Below are 20,278 nucleotides of genomic sequence, written 5' to 3' on the forward strand. Positions count from 1 at the left end.
CCTCCCCACCTCCCCACCTGCCCAACTTCTCCATGAAGAAGTTAACGCCACTTGTGGCGCTTGTTGCCCGTTGTCTTGGTTCCCGCAAAACTTGCTCTAATTGCGGAACCAAAAAAAACACTCACCTTGTACAAGAGAGTGTTTGAGTGCGGTTTTGTTATTGATAGAGATTTGAAGCTGCAATCCCCGCTTTTATATTGACGATCGCTTGACTTTTAAAACAATCGCTACTGGAAATGAGTGGATATTTTTTTCATTAAAAGTCAGTCCCTAAGGTGTTTATTTGCAAAAAGAAGCGGTGCTGCTTGACAAGGAAAAGTTTTTGCTCTAGCGAATGTGAGTTTTCACATGATCTGCTAACCGGATTGCCAGAGCGATAATAGTCAGTGTGGGATTAGCGTAACCTCCTGTAGGGAAAACAGAACTACCTGCAATAAATAAATTAGAAACACCATGAACTTGACAATTTGCATCTACAACGCCCTGCTTAGGGTCATTATGCATTCGGGTTGTTCCCATATTATGATGTGTACTAATAGATAGAACTTCTGGAAGCTCTCCATCCTGTTCAATATTTAGTTGTCCTAGTCCTGCACGAGCAATCTCTTGTGCGAAAATTGTTTGCGATCGCCTGATGCTGCTAAGATCTGTTTGTGTCCAACGCCAGTGTAGCTGAGCTTTCGGACAACCAAGCTTATCAAGTTGACGACTGAGCGTCACCCGATTATCAGGATTGGGAGCTTGTTCAGTTTGACTCACCACTTCAAACATCGTAAATTTCTTTTCGTTGCCTTTGAGGTAAGACCACCCTCCCTGATTTAAATTCGGGAACAGAGGTTGCTTTTTGAAGTGATATTTGTACCAATGGACAAAAAGACTATCAATGTCCTGTATGACATTTTTTAAATGTTTAGAAATATCTTGAGGTATTTCCCCGCGTCGAGTTGCTGCGAGCAAGGTTTTTAGAGACTTTTCTCCCGCCGTTCTAAATTCCTTATGTCTAGGAAATATCAGCGCACTCATATTGAGCAATTTTTCACGGCGTATCACTTCTTGAGCGAGGGTAAGTTTTCCCATGACTGGTATATTATTTACCAAGCGTAAATCGTATAAAGCCGTCGAATTGAAGATTTTGCGATTATGAGGAAAAAGTATACCAGAAAGGATTAAAGGATGGTCCATAAAGAACCTCCCGACTAAATCGTTTTGATTGCCTAATCCAGTCTTTTGAGTTTGGTTCGATAGTAATAATAAACGTGCATTTTCAATCCCACCAGTGGCTAATATAAAAATTTTGGCACTCACCCAAAATTGATTTCCTTGTAGACAAGCCACTCGTACACGGGTTACAGTCTTAGCAGTTTCGTCAGTTTCAATTTCTACGACATTCGCATTCAAATAGGTAGTAATGTTAGTAGAGCTATTGATTTCTTGCCGATATTCATTAATAAAAATATCACGAGGTCCGAACTGAAACATGCTAGTGCTAACCCTCTCACTGCTCAAGGGTAGCTTAGGAGATTCCGTATCTTCCCAAGCTTGGGCTTCATAAGTGAAAGGTCCAAGTTTGCAAACCGATTGAGCACGTTCGTAGAACGGATTAAGATAAGATTTATCAAAAGGCCATCCACTATATGGTAACCCATCTCGTTTTTCAAAGTCTATTTCGTCCAAAGGTACATGCCTAAGACCAATTTGCTTGTTATTTATATCAATACACCAAGCATGAGCTAGTCCACCATACTGGCGACGACGTATCTCGTGTAGTTCAGCGAAATTATCTCCAACCGTTTCACCTTCACACAGAGATTGTGTCTGTTGATTAAATTCTAAATCACCACTTTCTAGTAGACAAACTCGAAAGTCTTGCCCAAGAAATTCTCGCGCTAGTGTCATCCCAGCGGGTCCAGTGCCAACAATACAAACTTCAGTTTTAATAACTTCATCTTTCGGTAAATTGCGACTATCAATTAGCATTAATTAATTGCCCTTGTTCATTGAACATCAAACAAAAATTAATGTTTTGCTATTTGTCACAGCTTTTTCTACAAACAATAGAAAAAGCTATTCAAGCAAAACATTTGACTGTAGTTTTACCCAGTCACTTTAAATAGACTTTAACAGTGAAGATTTCAAATTTTATATCAAAATCATAAAGAAGAGACTATCTTTTATAAAGATAAGCCAAAGACATAATTCAATCGGGTTTGGTTAAGCTTGAAGCGATATTAACTCTAGGAAAGAAGAGTCTTTTGAGTTGAATTCTTGCTCCTTTGTCTATGGCGTCTGGAAGGGGAAATAGGTTCTCTTTTTTGACTATATAAAATATATATCAGCTTCAGTGTCTACTTTGTGCAACTTGGATGTACATTCGCTTAATAACTCAAAATCACTAAGCCAAATGCGTAAACACTATTTTGAGTAAATCTGCACGAGTAAAAGGCTTAGTTAAATATCCAGAAGCTCCTACTAATCTTGCTTTTACTTTATCTACAAGTCCCTTGTTGCCTGTGACCATAATTATGGGAGTTTTTTTGAAAATTGAATTATTTCGGACAATTCGGCATAATTCATAACCATCCATACCATCCATATTCAAATCTAGCAAAATCAAATCTGGTTTGTACCTAATAATTGACATAACTGCTTTGAGTGGGTCATTGATTGTGACTACAGAAAAATTTTCATCTTCTAAGAAGCGACTAATTTCTTTCAGGATAGTAGGACTATCATCAACGGAAATAATTTTGTAGACTTTTCGTGGAGTTATAGTAGGAGGAGTTTCTTGCTGATATTCAAAATTGTTTTGATTTGGTGTTGTTAATTTTTGAGCTTCTTCTTTTCGAGGAGAAATCGGAGTTTTTTGCTGATGAATAACGACATGATTCGTAGAAGTCGTAGAGTTCTCTTGAGAAGTGGTGTGATTTGATGCTACTGTTGAATCAACGAATGTAGTCTCAACAGGTTTAGTCACATAACTAGAAGCTTGTACTAAATCTATAAATGTCTTTGGTAACTGATCGAAGGGTGGATCTGGTTCATGTAATAATATAGTGCCATTTAAAATATGAGGGTATAACATTTTAGCCAGATGAACTTCGTCTTGATTCATAATCACTGACAAATGTCGTAAGCTAAAACCTTTCATCCACTCAGTTAACTGAGGATCTATGCCTGATATTGGTGCGGGATTTTTTGTGCCTTTTATTAATAAATAAGGCCGTTGATAAGGAGAAGAGATTTGGGGACCTAATGAATGCCAATTCTGCAACTTGTTTTGGCAACGTTCCACAATTTTTTCTACATCCAGCCTGCAAATCGTTGGAACTCGATAATGAGAATTATGTAATGTAAAAGTTCCTTGTTTGATTAAAAGATATGACTCTAGTACTTCTTTGACTAATTCCTGAATCAGGATAGCTGCTTGTGTAGAATGCAAATATCGTTCGCTTACTAACCAGCAGATAGCTTGGTACTCAGGAGGTAGTGGGGGAGGAATTGATTGCTCGTGAGTATGATTGTGATATACTACTGATTGACTTTTTGTATCCGGTTCAAACATTAAACGTAACTGAACACGGACTTCACCGATGATGGTAGGAACATGATGGCTTAAGCGACGCAAATGACGTTCCAAACGGTCAAAAGGCTCAACTGAATGGGTTGCGTATGTTATCCTCCCCTGCTCTAGATAGATTGACCAAGAAACAGAGTTGCTAAGTGCTTGTAAACAAGTACTTTCAGAAGAATGAGATAGGTGTCTCAATAAACTCAAAGGACGCAGTTTAGTAAATGTGCCAAAATTATTCATTTCTCTAGAGATTTTCGGAAAAAAGAGACCGATTGTTTGAATTTTCGAGTGATCGGTAATAATGGTATTTCTTTAAGTTTGAGATTTCTCTATACAAAAATTTTCTCAGAATTTTGGTTGTATACATATATTACAATCTGTCAAGAAAATATTACAGGTAATCTGTCACATTTTCTCGTAACATAACAAATAAGAGATATTTTTCAATTAATTTGAATTTTCATAAGTTAATTAAGGTAACAAACGTGTCGTTATATGACTGGGTTGAATAAACTCCACTTAGTTACTTTTATCTAAAATACGACCTTTCTACATCGAATCTTTAAATTTATGTGTCAGCAAAAGTACTACTCTATTAGAGAGTATACGTGTTATGTATAAAATTTACTATAGATTGTCAAGGAGGTTATCCCGACTCTTTGTTGACTTAATTTTATATAAAGATATATCAGATAGGATCTCACAAATCTGTAAGGAATTTGGCAGCCGAGTTTTGTAGAAGAAATAGTAAACTATCTAAGATTAAATAACTTACAGATAGTTTTGTCGGTGCTAGAAACTATATACTTTGAGGAAAAGGAAAGCTGAGCTTTGGACTTTAACATAACACAAAAAGTTATGCCGGATACATTAAAACTTGATGAAGTCGTAGAGTTTGCTGAGAATCCAGAACCCCGTTGTCCATGTGTACTTCTTCTGGATACATCTGGCTCAATGCAAGGTATGGCAGTAGATTCATTAAATCAAGGTTTGCAGAGTTTCAAAGAAGAATTAACGAAAAATTCCTTGGCTGCAAGGAGGGTTGAAGTAGCAATAGTTACTTTTGATAGTCATGTCAATATAGTACAAGACTTTGTAACTGCTGATCAATTCAATCCGCCGGTACTGACAGCACAAGGACTAACGACTATGGGTGCTGGAATTCATAAAGCCTTGGACATGATCCAAGAACGAAAAGCTCAATATCGTGCCAACGGTATTGCTTACTATCGTCCTTGGGTATTCATGATTACTGATGGTGAGCCACAAGGCGAGTTTGAAGATGTCGTCGAGCAAGCATCGCGGCGTCTACAAGAAGATGAAACAAGTAAACGTGTTGCATTTTTTACTGTTGGAGTTGAAAATGCAAATATGACGCGCTTGAGTCAAATAGCTGTACGTACACCCTTGAAACTTCAAGGACTCAATTTTGTGGAAATGTTTGTTTGGCTATCAGCCAGCATGTCAGCTGTTTCTCATTCTAAAGTCGATGAGCAGGTAGCACTACCACCGATTGGCTGGGGTTCTGTTTAGTGATGTGATTGAATGCTCAAAAAAAGAGCAGTAACGGAATATGATTTATGAACACTTCTAAACAGCAACCTCACTGGCGGGTGGTAGCCGCATCAATATGTGGTACGAGCCACATAAAAAACAAGCAGTTGTGTCAGGATGCTCACCACTGGCACATTTTGCCAGATAATATTCTAGTTGTTGCAGCAGCAGATGGTGCTGGTAGTGCAAGCATGGGTAAGGTAGGAGCAATGATTGCTGTGGAAACAGCGATAGAAAATCTATCCATCAAAGAATTTTCTCGACGAACACTGGCAGATGATAATGCTGTGCGATCGCTTTTGATTGAAGCAATCATTTGTGCCAAAAAAGCTGTCGAAGAAGAAGCCCTTGCTTGCCAAAAGCAGTCATCGGATTTAGCAAGTACCTTAATTGTTGCCTTAGCAACACCAGAAGTTGTTGCGGTTGCACAAATCGGGGATGGTGTAGCAGTCGCAAGGGATGTTCAAGGGAACCTGATTGCGCTGACTATACCTGATAGTGGTGAATATATTAACGAAACAGTTTTTTTGACCTCACCCACAGCTCTAGATTCTTTACAAATGAATTTGTGGCGTCAAGCAGTCGTCAATGTCGGTGTTCTCACAGATGGACTACAAATGCTTGCCATGAATATGGCTGTGGGAGTCCCTCACAAACCTTTCTTTGCTCCACTCTTCGAGTTTGCAGCGAATGCAGATGACAAGACAGCAGCAAAAGAGCAGTTAGTGAGATTTTTACGCTCAGAGCGGATTATGCAACGTACAGATGATGATTTGACACTTATAATTGCTGCTTTAAGCAATTGATAGAGTCTAGAGCGAAATTGTCTAGTGTGGAAGTGTATACATTGATAGGTGTCCCTAATAATATATCATGCAGGTACTACGTTGTCTTCCCAATCAAAAAATTAGCAATGTCAGCCTCTCCGTAAGTTTGGGACGAGGCGGTGAAGCGTGTATATACACAGTGCCAACAGATGCTGGCTTAGTGGCTAAAGTATATCACAAGCCAACACCTGCCCAAGCTCGTAAACTAGAGGTTATGCTAACCCACCCGCCGGAAAACCCAACTGCGAGCTTGGGGCATATTTCTATAGCTTGGCCTGTTGAGTTGTTGCGATCGCCCGACGGAAGCGGTGAGGTGATAGGCTTTTTAATGCCACGCATTCAAGGAATGCGTCCAATCATCGACTTCTACAATCCCAGAACTCGCCGCCAGCAGTGTCCTTTGTTCAACTATCAGTACTTAATCCGCACTGCTCGCAATCTTGCTTCAGCTTTTGCCGCATTACACGAGCGCGGATACTGTGTCGGCGATGTGAATGAGTCTAACATCCTTGTTAGTGACATGGCATTAGTAACAATCGTAGACACCGATTCGTTCCAGGTAAAAGATCCAGACAATGGAATTATTTACCGCTGTCATGTCGGGAAACCAGAATTTACCCCACCAGAACTTCATAACAAAACTTTTGCTCAGTGCGATCGCAATTCTACCCATGACTTGTTTGGGTTAGCAGTCTTGATATTTCAACTGTTAATGGAAGGAACACACCCATTTTCAGGCATTTATCAAGGAGCTGGTGAACCTCCGCCATATGAAGCGCGTATTGTCGCAGGACATTTTACCTACAGTCAAAAGCGCCGCGTACCCTACGTTCCGACACCGATTGCACCTCCTTGGGACATTCTTCCTCTAGGTTTGCAAGAACTATTCATACGTTGTTTTGAGGATAGTCACAACAACCCGCAGATACGCCCGAGTGCTCAAACTTGGCTCACAGCACTCGCTGATGCTGAAAATAGCCTCATCAGCTGCACTGTCAACCCTCAGCATCGCTATAGCAACCACCTAGATAAATGTCCTTGGTGTGAACGTACATTGCGATTAGGTGGACGTGATCCATTTCCTTCTCTCAAAGCTATAGCAAATAAAGAACATTTACAACCGCGAGTCCAAAAGAAAAGACGCCAAACCCAAGTTCCTCGTACGCTACAACCAGTAACTCCATCGACTCGCACTCATTATCGTCATCACATTCCCCAAAATGTCCCCTACTATAGACCTCAGAAAAAGCGAAATTTTTACCCGATTGTTTTCTGCATAGTTGGTCTTTTTAGTATATTGGGGTATTTGGATTTAATGGTGAAATTCACAAGTCGCCCCTTTATTGCTCAAAGTCCTTACGCTCAACAAAATTTGCTTTCTTCACAAGAGGATAAAAACTCCAAAAATCAAAATTTTGCTGATTACTACAAACAAGGTCATGCTTCATACAAAATCAGAGATTACGCACAAGCAATTGAAAATTTCACTCAAGCAATAGAAAAAGAGCCAAAACATGCAAAAGCTTATGTCAACCGTGGCAATGCTCGCTACAACTTGAAAGAGTATGAAGCAGCACTTGCAGATTACAATAAAGCAATTAGCATCAATCCCAAAGAAGTGAAAGCGTATGTCAATCGAGGGAATGCCCACAATTTGCTTGCCGAATATAGCAGCGATCCAGATAAAGAGTATAGTCTAGCCATTGCCGATTATAACCGTGCTCTAAGTCTTAATTCCAAGGAAGTAGAAGCATACATAAGACGAGGTGTTGTTCGTGCTAAAATTGCTAAATACAGTGGCGATTCTCAAAATGAATATCAAAAAGCGATCGCTGACTTCAACCAAGCACTCACTCTGAATTCATCCAGAGCAGAAGCCTTCTTTGAACGAGGTTTGACGCGTTATCAAATTGCTCAATATAGCAATGATTTTGAACAAGAATATAAACAAGCAATTGCGGACTTTAACCAAGCATTGAATATCAATCCTAAACTGCCAAAAGTTTATATAAAACGAGCTGTCATACGATATGAACTTGCTCAATATGGAGGTGGTAAATTTAGCCAGTACCATAAGCAAGCAGTTGATGATTTGCAAAAAGCTGCCAAAATCTCTTTGGAACAAGAAGATATGGAGAATTACCAACAAGCATTAAGCAGCATTTGTGTTGTTGTAGAAAACAAATGTGATACTTTTTTACAAACCACAAATGGAACACCGCAAAGCAACTAAGTGCAATTCTTATCAACAAATCTATAGCCTCAGCCCTTCGCGTCATTAGCTGCCTACGGCACGCTACGCTAACATGAGCTCATTAAAGCATGACCACAGGATGGATTCAACACAGAAGTTTCACAAGCTTGGGTTAAGCGCGTTCTTGGAAACTACATTTGGCTTGAATCATTAGCTTGGGCATTATTTTATCCTCCATAAACATAGAGTCTTGCCGCGCCATTCAAAACGTATCGCAGCCAGCGAAGCCTAGCTCACTGCTGCTAGTACAGTGAGCGCGCAAATCAAGCTATAATGAAAAATCGACGAAAAGCTTATGGTCTAAACATTTTGAATTTCTCCGGATTGCGAATATTGAATTCAAAAGGAGCAGTACTAGTATTCTTTTATTTTCCGCTTCTCCTTGTAGTCAAGCGACTTTTTAAAAAGCTTTACTCCCCACATTCCGTACGCTTGGACTGTGACTTACCATAAGAACTGAAATTTTTCTAGTTTTTTAGTTATTTTTTCAGCAATCAATGCTGCGTATTTGCCGTATTTGACAAAATATACATAAAGTTATATATAGGATTGTGTATTAAGAACTTGAAAAGTTCTGTAAATACAAGTTTACAGATGATTGTCATAACAACTATTTTTGTTATTGATTATCTTTTATTTTCTGAATGATGTAGCAACTCATTTATGACTATTTAGAAATAGCAAGAGTCAGTGATTTTGTCTCTTTTATTGCATCTGCTGGCAACTTTTTAAGTGCTGTTATATCTAGGTTTAAGGTAGTCAGAAAGCTTTTTCATTTTTTCATACTCAAGATAGGTTTATTTATATTGTCTTCATACTTAGGTGTGAAATTACGGCTAGATTAAATACTGAGAAAATTAAGAAATAAATTTTTCTCAACTTAGCCGATGAACAAATAATGACTCATCTACCTAACAACCTAGAGATCATATTATGAAAGCAGTGATTTTGGCTGGAGGTCTTGGTACACGTATAAGTGAAGAAACGAGCATCAAACCCAAGCCTATGGTGGAGATTGGTGGAAAGCCGATACTATGGCATATTATGAAAATTTATTCCACCCACGGCATTAATGAATTCATTATCTGCTGCGGTTATAAAGGTTACGTCATTAAGGAGTATTTTGCCAACTACTTCTTGCATATGTCAGACGTAACCTTTGATATGCGATTTAACCAGATGAATGTGCATGCAGGTAAAGCAGAACCTTGGCGTGTCACCTTAGTAGATACAGGTGACAATACAATGACTGGTGGACGCTTGAAGCGAGTCAGAGAACATATTGGTAATGAAACTTTTTGCTTCACCTACGGTGATGGCGTCAGTAACGTCAATATTACCGAGTTAATTAATTTTCATCAACAACAAAATACTTTAGCAACAATGACGGCTGTTCAACCACCAGGACGTTTTGGTGCTATTGTCTTAGGACAAGAACAAACAAAAATTACTAGCTTTCGGGAAAAGCCTGAAGGGGATGGAGCTTGGATTAATGGTGGTTATTTTGTGTTAGAGCCAGAAGTCATCAATCTGATTAATGATGATACCACTGTTTGGGAACAGACACCATTAGAAAAGCTGGCAGAAATGGAACAGCTATCTGCTTACAAGCATCAAGGATTTTGGCAACCAATGGATACTTTACGAGATAAAAATTATCTCGAAGATTTGTGGAAGAATAATAAGGCTCCTTGGAAAGCATGGTGACAAAAAGTCAGAAAAATTTAACTTGATGATTGACTCACCACTCTTGATTTTTCACTTTTCATTCTTCATACTTTTATATTCCAGGAGCTAGAGTACTCATGTATGACTTCGCTATCATAGGTGGAGGAATTGTTGGTCTTTCCACCGGTATGGCTTTAGGTAAACGCTATCCTAATGCTCGTATTCTCGTTTTAGAAAAAGAGAGCAATTGGGCATTTCACCAAACTGGTAACAATAGTGGCGTCATTCATTCTGGTATCTACTACAAGCCGGGTAGTTTCAAAGCCAAATTTTGCCGTGACGGTTGTCGTTCAATGGTGGAATTTTGCCAAGAACATGGAATTGAGCATGAAGTTTGCGGTAAAGTCATAGTTGCTACTGATGAGACAGAGTTACCTCGTCTAGAAAATCTTTACACGCGAGGTTTGGAAAATGGCATTGATGTTAAGAGAATGACTCCAGAGGAAGTCAAAGAAGTTGAACCTCATGTGAGTTCTGTCGGAGGAATTCTCGTTACTTCAACTGGTATTGCAAATTACAAGCAAGTTTGCTACAAATATGCTGAAATTATCAGACAGCAGGGAGGAGAACTGCGTCTCAATACCAAGGTTGAAAAAATAGTCACCAGTGGGAAACATCAGGTATTAGAAACAAACAAGGGTAGTTTTGAAACTCGGTTTGTGATCAATTGTGCCGGATTACATAGCGATCGCGTTGCCAAAATGGGCAAAACTGATCCAAAAGCAAAAATTGTTCCTTTCCGGGGAGAGTATTACGAACTGACACCAGAAAAACGCTATTTGGTGAAAGGTTTGATTTACCCAGTTCCTAATCCAGATTTTCCCTTCTTGGGTGTCCATTTTACACGGATGATTGACAAGACTGTACACGCTGGACCAAATGCAGTCTTGAGCCTCAAGCGCGAAGGCTATAACAAAACAGACTTTGATTTGCGTGATTTTGCAGAAGTTATGACCTACCCTGGTTTTTGGAAACTTGCGGCAAAACACGCTGATGAAGGAATTCAAGAAATCATTCGCTCATTCAGTAAAGCAGCTTTCACCAGAAGTTTGCAAAAACTCATTCCCGAAGTTCAACAACAAGACTTAGTTCCCACCCACGCTGGTGTTCGCGCACAAGCACTCATGAATGATGGTAAGTTGGTGGATGACTTTTTGATTGTTCAAGGTCAAAACTCTGTTCATGTTTGTAATGCCCCTTCCCCAGCTGCAACATCTTCTATAGAAATAGGTAAAGCAATTGTTGACCAACTTCCTGAACAGTCACATCTCAAAGCTGTAGTCAGTCAACACTAGAATATTTCGTTTGCCTGTGCAAGATATAAGTTAATAATGTTAAGAAAAAGCACAGGCATTCTGGCATTCTTTAGTATGCAAGAACATCTAGTTTAAGGTTGTAATTAGTTACCAGGGGAAAACTAATGTTCCTTAACTCAGATGTTCAGCCAATAGTTCTTGTCTGTGCTGCAGATAATAACTATGCAATGCCCCTTGCTGTCACAGTTCGTTCAGCAGTTGCAAACCTTAAAGAGAAGCATCACATAGCATTATATGTTCTTGATGGAGGTATCACTGAAGCTAACAAAGACAGAATTAGTAAATCTTTTAACAATCAGCCGATCAGTATTTCGTGGGTACAGCCAGACAATGCAGTTTTTGAAAACTTAGTATTGACTAGACATTTAACACCGACTTGCTATTATCGGCTTCTCATTACCGAATTCTTGCCAAAAGAGTTTCACAAAGCCATTTATTTAGACACCGACATGGTAGTCACCGGAGACTTAGCAGAGTTATGGGCTATTGACATAGGAGATAACTATGCATTAGCAGTTCAAGACGATGTTGAATTGTACATAGGAATGTCTGACGGTTTAAGAAACTATCGTGAGGTGGGACTATCTCCAGAATATAAGTATTTTAATTCTGGACTTTTAGTCATAAATCTTGATAAGTGGCGAGCAGAAGATATTGGCAGAAAAGTCCTTGAATACATCAAACAAAACAGAGATTATGTACGCAATGATCAAGATGGGCTAAACGCAGTTCTTGCAGGAAAATGGGGAGAAATTCATCCAAAATGGAATCAAATGCCCAAAATACATGAATATTCATCTTGGGAAGAAAGCCCTTTCCCAGAAGATATTTATAACGAACTGCGACAAAACCCTTGCGTTATTCACTTTACAAATTCTCCCAAACCCTGGTATGCAGGATTGCGAGAAGAATGTAAACATCCTCTGAAACATTTGTTCTTCAAATATCTTGACATGACATCCTGGTCAGGATGGCGAGACACAATTTGGAGACGGATTTGGAGAAAATTTATGAAAGTCACATCATTAACGACTTCAAAACTTTAAAAATGTTGTGTTACTGTGCATAGCATAATATATCAAAGGTAAGTAAAGCGATAATTTGTACACGAAAAAATATCTTATAAATTAGAGCAAAAAAACCACCTGATATAGAGTTATGCATTGTAACTCACTAATGTTATTCATTGGCAACACGAAATTAAACTTCAATAGGAATTGAAATCAATGAAAGTTCTAGTCACTGGTACTGAAGGTTATCTTGGTAGTTTGTTACCTCCGTTGTTAATCGAACGAGGACATGAAGTTATCGGAGTAGACACTGGTTTTTATAAAGCAGGTTGGTTATACAACGGTACTCAAGTCACAGCGAAAACTCTCAACAAAGATATTCGCAATATCACCTTAGAAGATTTGCAAGGTGTTGATGCTGTAGTTCACATGGCGGAACTGTCAAATGATCCTACAGGACAACTTGCACCTAACATCACTTACGACATTAATCATAAAGGCTCAGTTCGTCTTGCCGAATTGGCAAAAAAAGCTGGTGTGCGTCGCTTTGTCTATATGTCTTCATGTAGTGTCTATGGTGTTGCGACTGAAGGTGATGTCACAGAAGAATCTGCTGTCAATCCTCAAACCGCCTACGCAGAATGCAAAACATTAGTAGAGCGAGATGTCAAGCCATTAGCAGATGATGACTTTTCTCCTACCTTTATGCGGAACGCCACAGCTTTTGGTGCTTCCCCCAGAATGCGCTTTGATATTGTTTTGAATAATTTGGCTGGCTTAGCATGGACAACCAAAGAAATCAAGATGACTAGTGATGGTACGCCTTGGCGTCCATTAGTTCATGCGCTGGATATTTGCAAAGCAATTGTTTGCACAGTAGAAGCTCCTCGTGATATCGTACACAACCAAATTTTTAACGTAGGAGATACAGCAAATAATTATCGAGTCAAAGAAGTTGCCGAAATTATTGCTCAAGTTTTCCCAGACTGCAAATTAAGCTTTGGTACCCAAGGCGCAGACAATCGTAGTTATCGGGTTTCTTTTGAGAAAATTAACACCGTTCTACCCGGCTTTAAGTGTGATTGGAATGCTCAACGTGGAGCGCAACAGTTGTATGATTTGTTCTCGCAAATTGATATGACTGAAGAAATTTTCTTGCATAGAGGCTTCACTCGCTTAAAGCAATTAGAATATCTCATCCGTACACAACAAATTGACAAAGATTTCTTCTGGAGTAAGTAAGAGGTATCACAACAAAGTAATTTAATGTCACTTTCCTAATGGCTAAAAAGCCATTAGGGATATAGTTTATCAGTAATGTTCTTATGAAAAAATAAGTTTACAGCCCACAGTATTGATGCAAAATTAATTAGCTAAATAGTGCTAATTATGAGGGATAATTTGAATCATCATCTGGGAGTTACAAATCTAGGCTGAACATTACCTCGAATCAAACTATCACATAACATGACTAACTTACTCACAATTGCCATCCCGACGTATAATCGTGCCCAGTTATTAGATAATCAACTGGCGTGGCTTTTTCGAGCCATTAAAGGTTTTGAATCTGTATGTGAAATCATAGTTTCAGACAATTGTTCAACCGATGATACGCCAAAGGTAGTTGAAAAATGGCAATCAATTTTTAGCAATACAACTTTTAACTACAAGAGAAATCCTGAAAATATTGGCGCTGTCAGAAATATTGCTTCTTGTATAAAGGCTGCTAATAGTAAGTATGTTTGGACAATCAGCGATGATGACAAAATATTCGACAACAGCATAGCCTACATTGTGAACACCCTAACTCAACATTCAAACTTAGGATTAATCATTTTAAATTTTTCCAAAAGTAATGCCAAGACAGGTGAAGTCTTTGAGCAGCGATGCTTTGATGTAGAGCATGATGAAGTCAGTTCCAATGGAAAAGCTGTGTTTGAACGTTGTCTGGAGCAAAGTACTGGTGGTGTAGGGTTGACAACCGCATTAGTGTACCGAACAGATTTGGCACAGCGTGCTATTGATAATTGGGTTGAAGGTTTAAGTAACTTAGCTGTTCAAATATATTGGACTGCTTTTTGTGCTTATCATGGTGATACCTTAGTGACTAAAGACAACTACCTAGAATGTGTTGCTGGCACTCATTATTTCATGCAAAACCCCAAGCTCTTAGTCACCCTAGAATATGCAGATATACCCGAAATTATGGTCAAACTGAGAGATATAGGATACCCCAATGATTTTAGTAGAAAAATGCTTTACATATGCTTGAAGAAGTTTAACTGGAGGGTTCTTTTAGGAGCTTTCAGAAGATGGCCTTTGGTAGCTGTTAAAGCATTCTCTCGATACGTGAGTTATGCGTATTCCTAGAGGACTGGTACATTAGTCAGGCATTGCGGTAAAAAACCTGGTTTCTGTTGTCGAAAAGACTAATTTTTCGTTTCGCCACCCTAAAGAAACCGGGTTTTTGCGATTACTGTACCGGCGCTCTAGACTGCTTTGAAAATAAGACAGAGGACAGAAGGCAGAAGCAAAGAATAACTATTTTCATTGTTCCTTGTGAGCGTAACTCATGGATTTCTTGGGTATTCATCTCATTTTATAATCACACCTTCGCTGACTCAAATCAAAAGCAATTCATAGTGAAATATGTAAAAGCCAGAGCAACTCCATCCATATGAAACATCAGGAATTCATTATCTTCTGCTAACCTTCACAAAACTAAAAGGCAGATTGATATTACTTAATTATCTCCCAACATTATGATGACAAAATACCCTTTTTCTTTAAGCTAACTGAGATATGACGAGATTACTGACAATTGCTATTCCCACCTATAATCGAGCAACCTTTCTAGAACAACAACTGACGTGGTTAGCTAAAGCAATAGAGGGTTTTGAGTCTGAATGCGAGGTTTTGATTTGCGATAACTGTTCAACAGACAACACTCAGGAAATTGTCAAAAAATGGCAATCTGTTTTCCAAAATACCACATTTAAATCGCATCGAAACAGCAATAACATTGGTTTAATGAGAAATCTGGCTTATTGTCTGAAGTCAGCAACAAGTAAATATGTTTGGGTGATTGGCGATGATGATCCTATTCATGAACTCGCTCTTGCGTATGTCATAACTAATCTGAAACAGCACGAGGATTTAGCATTATTACTTCTTAATTTCTCCTGGCTTTATGTACTGACTGGTGAGTTAGCTCATGAACGTTGGTTTGTGGTTGAGAATGACGAAATCTGTACTGATGGCAAAACATTAATTGAAAATTCTTTGCAAGACAGATTTAGCGGTTTGGCATTCATGACTGCTCAAGTTTACCGAACACAAGCAGCACAACAAGCTCTGCAAAAGTGGGAGCAGAGTGCAAATAACAGAGAAGGACAAGTTTATTGGACTGCGTATTGCGCCCTTCAAGGAAGTGTAAAAATTTCTAAAGATGTTTATGTTCAATATGCTTGTGGAATGAATTCTACACAAGCAGATCCAAAACTATGGTTCAAGATGCGTTATTCTGATTTACCCGAAGTCTATATAAAACTGATGGAAATTGGATACAACCAAAAACTTTGCAAAGAATTTATATTTAAACACTTTGCAGAAACAAATTGGAGAACTATCGTAGGAGCACTCAGGCGATGGCCACTGTATACAATCAACATATTTGTACCATATTTGGGTATGGTCAGCTCATCTGTTTGGAAAACTCTCCCTCGGACTAAGTAATAATATATTGATACCTGAGTTATGTGTGTTGCCGCATTCTTAAGTATTCATCTCATTTTCTTATCACACCTTCGCTCACTCAAATCGAAAGCGACTGATAATGACATATGCAAAATCCCCAAGAACTCAATCCACATCAGAGACAAACTGATGTACAGTCCACCATGAAGAAACTACTCACTATCGCCATTCCAACTTACAACCGCGCACAGCGACTTGATAAGCAACTGGCATGGGTTGCTCAAGCTATCATTGGCTTTGAATCGGAATGTGAAATTTTTGTTTCAGATAATTGTTCAACTGACAATACTCAAGAAATCATTAAGAAATGGCAAAAAAATCTCAGTCAGTTCACATTTAAATCTAGCAGAAATTCCGAAAATCTAGGTGTCATGCGGAATATCATTCATTGTTTGAAGTCCGCAACGACCAAATATGTTTGGACAATTGGTGATGATGATCCTATTCAGGATAGAGCAATCGCTTACGTCATCAATAAACTTAAACAATATGAAGATTTATCTTTATTGTTCCTTAATTTTTCCGGTCGTCACCAAATCACTGGAGAACCCGTACATCCGCCTACAATAGTTGGTAACCGTTGGTTTGATGTTGATACTGAAGATGGAAGTGGTGACGCAAAAGCGATATTTGAACATTGTTTTTCAAAAAGCATTGGCGCAGTCATCTTTCTGACAGCTTCGGTATACCGTACTGATTTGGTACAACGCGCTCTTCAAATTTGGTCAGAAGCTGAGAATAACTGGATATCTTTAGCATATTTAGCTGGGTATTGCGCTGCTAATGGTAGGATAATTGTGACTAAAGATACCTACATGGAATGTATTGTTGGTGTGAGTTATTGGCAAAAAGAGCCAAAATCAGCACTGTTAATGCAATACAAGCACTTGCCTGAAGTTATAACGAAACTGGAGGAAAACGGATACTCTAAACAATTCTACCGCCGGATGATTTTCCAGAGTTTCAAAGAAGCGAATTTGAAAGTTTTCTTAGGTGCTTTGAGAAGATGGCCTGTGTGTACTGTTCGGACAATCGTTCCCTTTTTGACTTCAGTCACTCTCTGTGCTTTTGACACAGGAGGTGCTACTAAAGAATTCAAAATGGCACAAACAACGGAATCTTCTACTCAAGACTTACGAAAATACGACTTGCAATGAATGAAACGAACAAGGAAATTATTTTATGTTTAACAGTACTATCAACAAAATATCTGAGTTGAAATCCGAGTTAGGTCACAAAGCAGCACTTCTAAACCATGCCAGAAAATTGCCTGCTTTGGAAGCGAGCGATCGCCTGATTGTCGATCATCTCAAACGCGATGGTGTTTATGTCACAACACTCGAAAAGTTAGGACTTGGCTCTACATCTGATCTTCTTAAAGCATCTTACAATCAACTGTCTAGAATGACAGATGCAAACAATAGCCACCTCACGAAAAGACTGCCACAAATTTATACAGTCACAGATTTCCCAGAATTTTCTCAATGGGGACAAGAACAAAAGCTACTGAACATCGCGGAAAATTATATTGGTCTTCCTGTTACCTTTCAGGGCGTACATTTACGTAAAGATTTTCCGAACGAAAATCAGTTTGGAACACTGCTGTGGCATAAAGACTCAGAAGACCGTCGGATGGTCAAAATCATCATTTATTTGTCCGATGTCGAAGAAAAACACGGTCCTTTTGAATACGTTCCGCTATCTTTGACTCCTTTACACAGTCTCAATTATTACCGGATATACTATAAGCTTTGGAAATCAGGCTACTTAGGAATCACTGATGAACAGCTCAAGGAAGTTATCCCAGAACACAAATGGAAATCATGTCCAGGACCAGCAGGTACCGTGATTTTTACAGATCCAAAAATTGCTTTACACCACGGAACCTTACGGTCAGAAGACAGATCAGCACTATTTTACGTTTACACCGCAAATCCACCGAAGCGCCCAGAACTTTGTACCCAGTACTGGGATGATACTTTTGCCAAACCAGAACCATATCAAGAAGCGAATTCTGTAACAGTCTTCAGATAGTCGGATTGTCTAGTTGAAGAATTTGTTTGTGTTCTTCTCTGATTGAAGTCGCTACGCTTCTATGCGACTTCTTAAAGATTTGATGAAGAGCACGAAGGCAATCAGAAATGATTGACTCTTACTATGTAGTCAGAATTTATAGCGAGGTTACCCATGATTTTTACTGAAACCGAACTCAAAGACGCGTACATCATTGACTTAGAACAGAAGCAAGACCATCGTGGTTTCTTTGCCCGTACTTTCTGCGCTAAAGAGTTTGAGGCACATGGTTTAAAGCCAACGGTTGCCCAATGTAATCTATCTTTTAACTACAAAAAAGGAACGCTGCGGGGAATGCATTACCAAATTCTACCAGCAGCAGAAACGAAATTAATTCGCTGTACTCAAGGCGCGATCTATGACGTGATTATTGATATGCGTCCCGAATCTCCGACTTACCTTCAACATATCGGTGTGGAATTAACAGCCGAAAACCATCGCGCTTTATATGTTCCAGAAATGTTCGCCCACGGCTATCAAACACTGACAGAATCTGCTGAAGTTGCTTATCAGGTAGGAGAATTTTACACACCAGGATATGAGCGGGGATTGCGCTATGATGATCCATTTTTCAATATTCAATGGCCCATAGATGTGACTGAAATCTCTGAAAAAGATAAGAATTGGCCTTTGATGAAAATGATGACTGTTGGAGGAAATGTTTAGTTGTTAGTCCCGAAAGGTGATGGAAAGACAACTACTCCTTTCCCACCCCAAGATTACTTATCTTCTTTTTTTCTTCCTTAGTGTCCTTTGCGCCTTTGCGGTTCGTTAAATTAAATATTCTTCTGGCGGAAAGAGAGTAGGAATTAACAATTCACTGGCGGAATAACTCGCAAATATTATTCTAGGAGATTAACCAATGATTATTGTAGATCGCGCCTTACAAGCTCGTGCCGAAGCAGGTAACCCCATCAAAGTTGGGATGATCGGTGCTGGCTTTATGGGACGGGGAATTGCAAATCAAATTAAGAATTCAGTTCCTGGTATGGAGTTAGTTGCTATTTCCAACCGCAGTATTGATGCAGCCAAGCGAGCATACTCAGAAGCAGGTATTGAAGATAGCAAAGTCGTTTCCAACGTCACTGAATTAGAAGACGCGATCGCCCACAATCAATACGCAGTCACAGAAGATGCAATGTTACTGTGTCGCGCCGAAGGAATTGATGCTCTGATTGAAGTCACAGGCGCAGTAGAATTTGGTGCTCATGTCGTGATGGAGGCGATCGCCCATCACAAGCACGTCATCATGATGAACGCTGAATTGGATGGTACTATCGGTCCCATTCTCAAAGTTTACGCCGACAAAGCAGGAGTTATTCTCACCGCTTGTGATGGAGATCAGCCAGGAGTGCAATTGAATCTCTATCGTTTTGTTAAAAGTATCGGTCTGACTCCGCTGTTATGTGGTAATATCAAAGGCTTACAAGACCCTTATCGCAATCCGACAACACAAGAAGCATTTGCTAAACGCTGGGGTCAAAAAGCTCACATGGTCACCAGTTTTGCTGATGGAACAAAGATATCGTTTGAGCAGGCGATCGTTGCTAACGCCACAGGTATGCAAGTTGCTAAGCGAGGAATGCTGGGATACGACTTTAGAGGTCATGTCGATGAAATGACCAACATGTACGACGTTGAACAACTCAAGGAACTAGGCGGTATCGTTGATTATGTCGTTGGTGCAAAACCAGGTCCAGGGGTCTTTGTCTTTGGAACTCACGACGATCCTAAGCAACGTCACTACCTCAACTTGTACAAGTTAGGTGAAGGTCCACTTTACAGCTTTTACACTCCTTACCACCTCTGTCACTTTGAGGTACCATTGTCTGTTGCTCGCGTTGTCCTCTTCCAAGATGACATCTTAAGTCCTTTAGGTGGTCCTTTGGTCGATGTAATCACCACCGCCAAAATTGACCTCAAAGCTGGAGAAAGCTTGGATGGTATCGGATATTACATGACATACGGTCAGTGTGAAAATTCTCCGATTGTTCAACAGCAAAACCTCTTGCCCATAGGTTTAGCAGAAGGATGTCGCCTGAAACGAGATATTCCAAAAGACCAAGTTTTAACCTACGATGATGTAGAATTGCCTGAAGGTAGACTGTGCGACAAACTGCGAACTGAGCAGAACGCTTATTTCAGCCAATCCAAAACATTAGCCGCAGTTTAGGTAACATCTTTAACCG

The 20,278-nt window shown here is 39.4% G+C and carries 15 protein-coding genes; 13 read left to right on the forward strand and 2 right to left on the reverse strand.

From position 1 onward, the window contains the following. Positions 1 to 327: 327 nt before the first annotated feature. Together DP117_RS08365 and DP117_RS08370 are read right to left on the reverse strand one after the other, a co-directional pair. A complete protein-coding gene (locus DP117_RS08365) occupies positions 328 to 1,977 on the reverse strand; it encodes a GMC family oxidoreductase (RefSeq protein WP_169217858.1) in 1,650 nt (549 codons plus the stop codon). Between the two features lie 415 nt (positions 1,978 to 2,392). Next, the gene (locus DP117_RS08370; protein ID WP_169217859.1) at positions 2,393 to 3,811 is read right to left on the reverse strand and encodes a response regulator; all 1,419 of its coding nucleotides are present in this window, start codon (positions 3,809 to 3,811) and stop codon (positions 2,393 to 2,395) included. 618 nt (positions 3,812 to 4,429) lie between these two features. Here DP117_RS08370 and DP117_RS08375 point away from each other — a divergent pair. From DP117_RS08375 to DP117_RS08435, 13 genes are all read left to right on the forward strand, one after another. Beyond that, the gene (locus tag DP117_RS08375) at positions 4,430 to 5,104 is read left to right on the forward strand and encodes a VWA domain-containing protein (RefSeq protein WP_169217860.1); all 675 of its coding nucleotides are present in this window, start codon (positions 4,430 to 4,432) and stop codon (positions 5,102 to 5,104) included. Positions 5,105 to 5,151: 47 nt separating this feature from the next. Beyond that, the gene (locus tag DP117_RS08380; RefSeq protein WP_169217861.1) at positions 5,152 to 5,931 is read left to right on the forward strand and encodes a PP2C family serine/threonine-protein phosphatase; all 780 of its coding nucleotides are present in this window, start codon (positions 5,152 to 5,154) and stop codon (positions 5,929 to 5,931) included. A 67-nt stretch (positions 5,932 to 5,998) separates the two neighbouring features. After that, positions 5,999 to 8,185: a tetratricopeptide repeat protein gene (locus DP117_RS08385; protein ID WP_169217862.1), complete on the forward strand. Its 2,187-nt coding sequence runs from the start codon at positions 5,999 to 6,001 to the stop codon at positions 8,183 to 8,185. Positions 8,186 to 9,139: 954 nt separating this feature from the next. Then, positions 9,140 to 9,913: a glucose-1-phosphate cytidylyltransferase gene (gene rfbF / locus DP117_RS08390; RefSeq protein WP_169217863.1), complete on the forward strand. Its 774-nt coding sequence runs from the start codon at positions 9,140 to 9,142 to the stop codon at positions 9,911 to 9,913. A 98-nt stretch (positions 9,914 to 10,011) separates the two neighbouring features. Then, positions 10,012 to 11,229: an L-2-hydroxyglutarate oxidase gene (gene lhgO, locus DP117_RS08395; RefSeq protein WP_169217864.1), complete on the forward strand. Its 1,218-nt coding sequence runs from the start codon at positions 10,012 to 10,014 to the stop codon at positions 11,227 to 11,229. A gap of 125 nt (positions 11,230 to 11,354) precedes the next feature. Continuing rightward, positions 11,355 to 12,296, forward strand: a complete 942-nt coding sequence (locus tag DP117_RS08400) for a glycosyltransferase family 8 protein (RefSeq protein ID WP_169217865.1) — start codon at positions 11,355 to 11,357, stop codon at positions 12,294 to 12,296. A 180-nt stretch (positions 12,297 to 12,476) separates the two neighbouring features. Continuing rightward, positions 12,477 to 13,502, forward strand: a complete 1,026-nt coding sequence (locus tag DP117_RS08405) for an SDR family oxidoreductase (protein ID WP_169217866.1) — start codon at positions 12,477 to 12,479, stop codon at positions 13,500 to 13,502. Positions 13,503 to 13,727: 225 nt separating this feature from the next. Further along, positions 13,728 to 14,630, forward strand: coding sequence for a glycosyltransferase family 2 protein (locus tag DP117_RS08410; RefSeq protein ID WP_169217867.1), 903 nt, complete (start codon positions 13,728 to 13,730; stop codon positions 14,628 to 14,630). A 432-nt stretch (positions 14,631 to 15,062) separates the two neighbouring features. Then, positions 15,063 to 15,995, forward strand: a complete 933-nt coding sequence (locus DP117_RS08415) for a glycosyltransferase family 2 protein (protein ID WP_169217868.1) — start codon at positions 15,063 to 15,065, stop codon at positions 15,993 to 15,995. A 164-nt stretch (positions 15,996 to 16,159) separates the two neighbouring features. Beyond that, positions 16,160 to 17,173: a glycosyltransferase family 2 protein gene (locus DP117_RS08420; protein ID WP_169217904.1), complete on the forward strand. Its 1,014-nt coding sequence runs from the start codon at positions 16,160 to 16,162 to the stop codon at positions 17,171 to 17,173. 25 nt (positions 17,174 to 17,198) lie between these two features. Continuing rightward, on the forward strand, positions 17,199 to 18,050 hold the full coding sequence (locus DP117_RS08425) for a phytanoyl-CoA dioxygenase family protein (RefSeq protein WP_169217869.1): 852 nt from the start codon (positions 17,199 to 17,201) through the stop codon (positions 18,048 to 18,050). A 153-nt stretch (positions 18,051 to 18,203) separates the two neighbouring features. Further along, positions 18,204 to 18,755, forward strand: coding sequence for a dTDP-4-dehydrorhamnose 3,5-epimerase (rfbC, locus tag DP117_RS08430; protein ID WP_169217870.1), 552 nt, complete (start codon positions 18,204 to 18,206; stop codon positions 18,753 to 18,755). Positions 18,756 to 18,951: 196 nt separating this feature from the next. After that, entirely contained in the window at positions 18,952 to 20,262 is a 1,311-nt protein-coding gene (locus tag DP117_RS08435) for a Gfo/Idh/MocA family oxidoreductase (protein ID WP_169217871.1), read from the forward strand. The last annotated feature ends 16 nt before the right edge of the window (positions 20,263 to 20,278 follow it).

Source organism: Brasilonema sp. UFV-L1 (assembly GCF_012912105.1).
GTDB lineage: Bacteria > Cyanobacteriota > Cyanobacteriia > Cyanobacteriales > Nostocaceae > Brasilonema.

What these genes read in the sequence shown, in the direction of transcription:
- DP117_RS08365 (WP_169217858.1), bottom strand. Translation starts at nt 1,977, where the DNA reads ATGCTAATTGATAGTCGCAATTTACCGAAAGATGAAGTTATTAAAACT.
- DP117_RS08370 (WP_169217859.1), bottom strand. Translation starts at nt 3,811, where the DNA reads ATGAATAATTTTGGCACATTTACTAAACTGCGTCCTTTGAGTTTATTG.
- DP117_RS08375 (WP_169217860.1), top strand. Translation starts at nt 4,430, where the DNA reads ATGCCGGATACATTAAAACTTGATGAAGTCGTAGAGTTTGCTGAGAAT.
- DP117_RS08380 (WP_169217861.1), top strand. Translation starts at nt 5,152, where the DNA reads ATGAACACTTCTAAACAGCAACCTCACTGGCGGGTGGTAGCCGCATCA.
- DP117_RS08385 (WP_169217862.1), top strand. Translation starts at nt 5,999, where the DNA reads ATGCAGGTACTACGTTGTCTTCCCAATCAAAAAATTAGCAATGTCAGC.
- rfbF (WP_169217863.1), top strand. Translation starts at nt 9,140, where the DNA reads ATGAAAGCAGTGATTTTGGCTGGAGGTCTTGGTACACGTATAAGTGAA.
- lhgO (WP_169217864.1), top strand. Translation starts at nt 10,012, where the DNA reads ATGTATGACTTCGCTATCATAGGTGGAGGAATTGTTGGTCTTTCCACC.
- DP117_RS08400 (WP_169217865.1), top strand. Translation starts at nt 11,355, where the DNA reads ATGTTCCTTAACTCAGATGTTCAGCCAATAGTTCTTGTCTGTGCTGCA.
- DP117_RS08405 (WP_169217866.1), top strand. Translation starts at nt 12,477, where the DNA reads ATGAAAGTTCTAGTCACTGGTACTGAAGGTTATCTTGGTAGTTTGTTA.
- DP117_RS08410 (WP_169217867.1), top strand. Translation starts at nt 13,728, where the DNA reads ATGACTAACTTACTCACAATTGCCATCCCGACGTATAATCGTGCCCAG.
- DP117_RS08415 (WP_169217868.1), top strand. Translation starts at nt 15,063, where the DNA reads ATGACGAGATTACTGACAATTGCTATTCCCACCTATAATCGAGCAACC.
- DP117_RS08420 (WP_169217904.1), top strand. Translation starts at nt 16,160, where the DNA reads ATGAAGAAACTACTCACTATCGCCATTCCAACTTACAACCGCGCACAG.
- DP117_RS08425 (WP_169217869.1), top strand. Translation starts at nt 17,199, where the DNA reads ATGTTTAACAGTACTATCAACAAAATATCTGAGTTGAAATCCGAGTTA.
- rfbC (WP_169217870.1), top strand. Translation starts at nt 18,204, where the DNA reads ATGATTTTTACTGAAACCGAACTCAAAGACGCGTACATCATTGACTTA.
- DP117_RS08435 (WP_169217871.1), top strand. Translation starts at nt 18,952, where the DNA reads ATGATTATTGTAGATCGCGCCTTACAAGCTCGTGCCGAAGCAGGTAAC.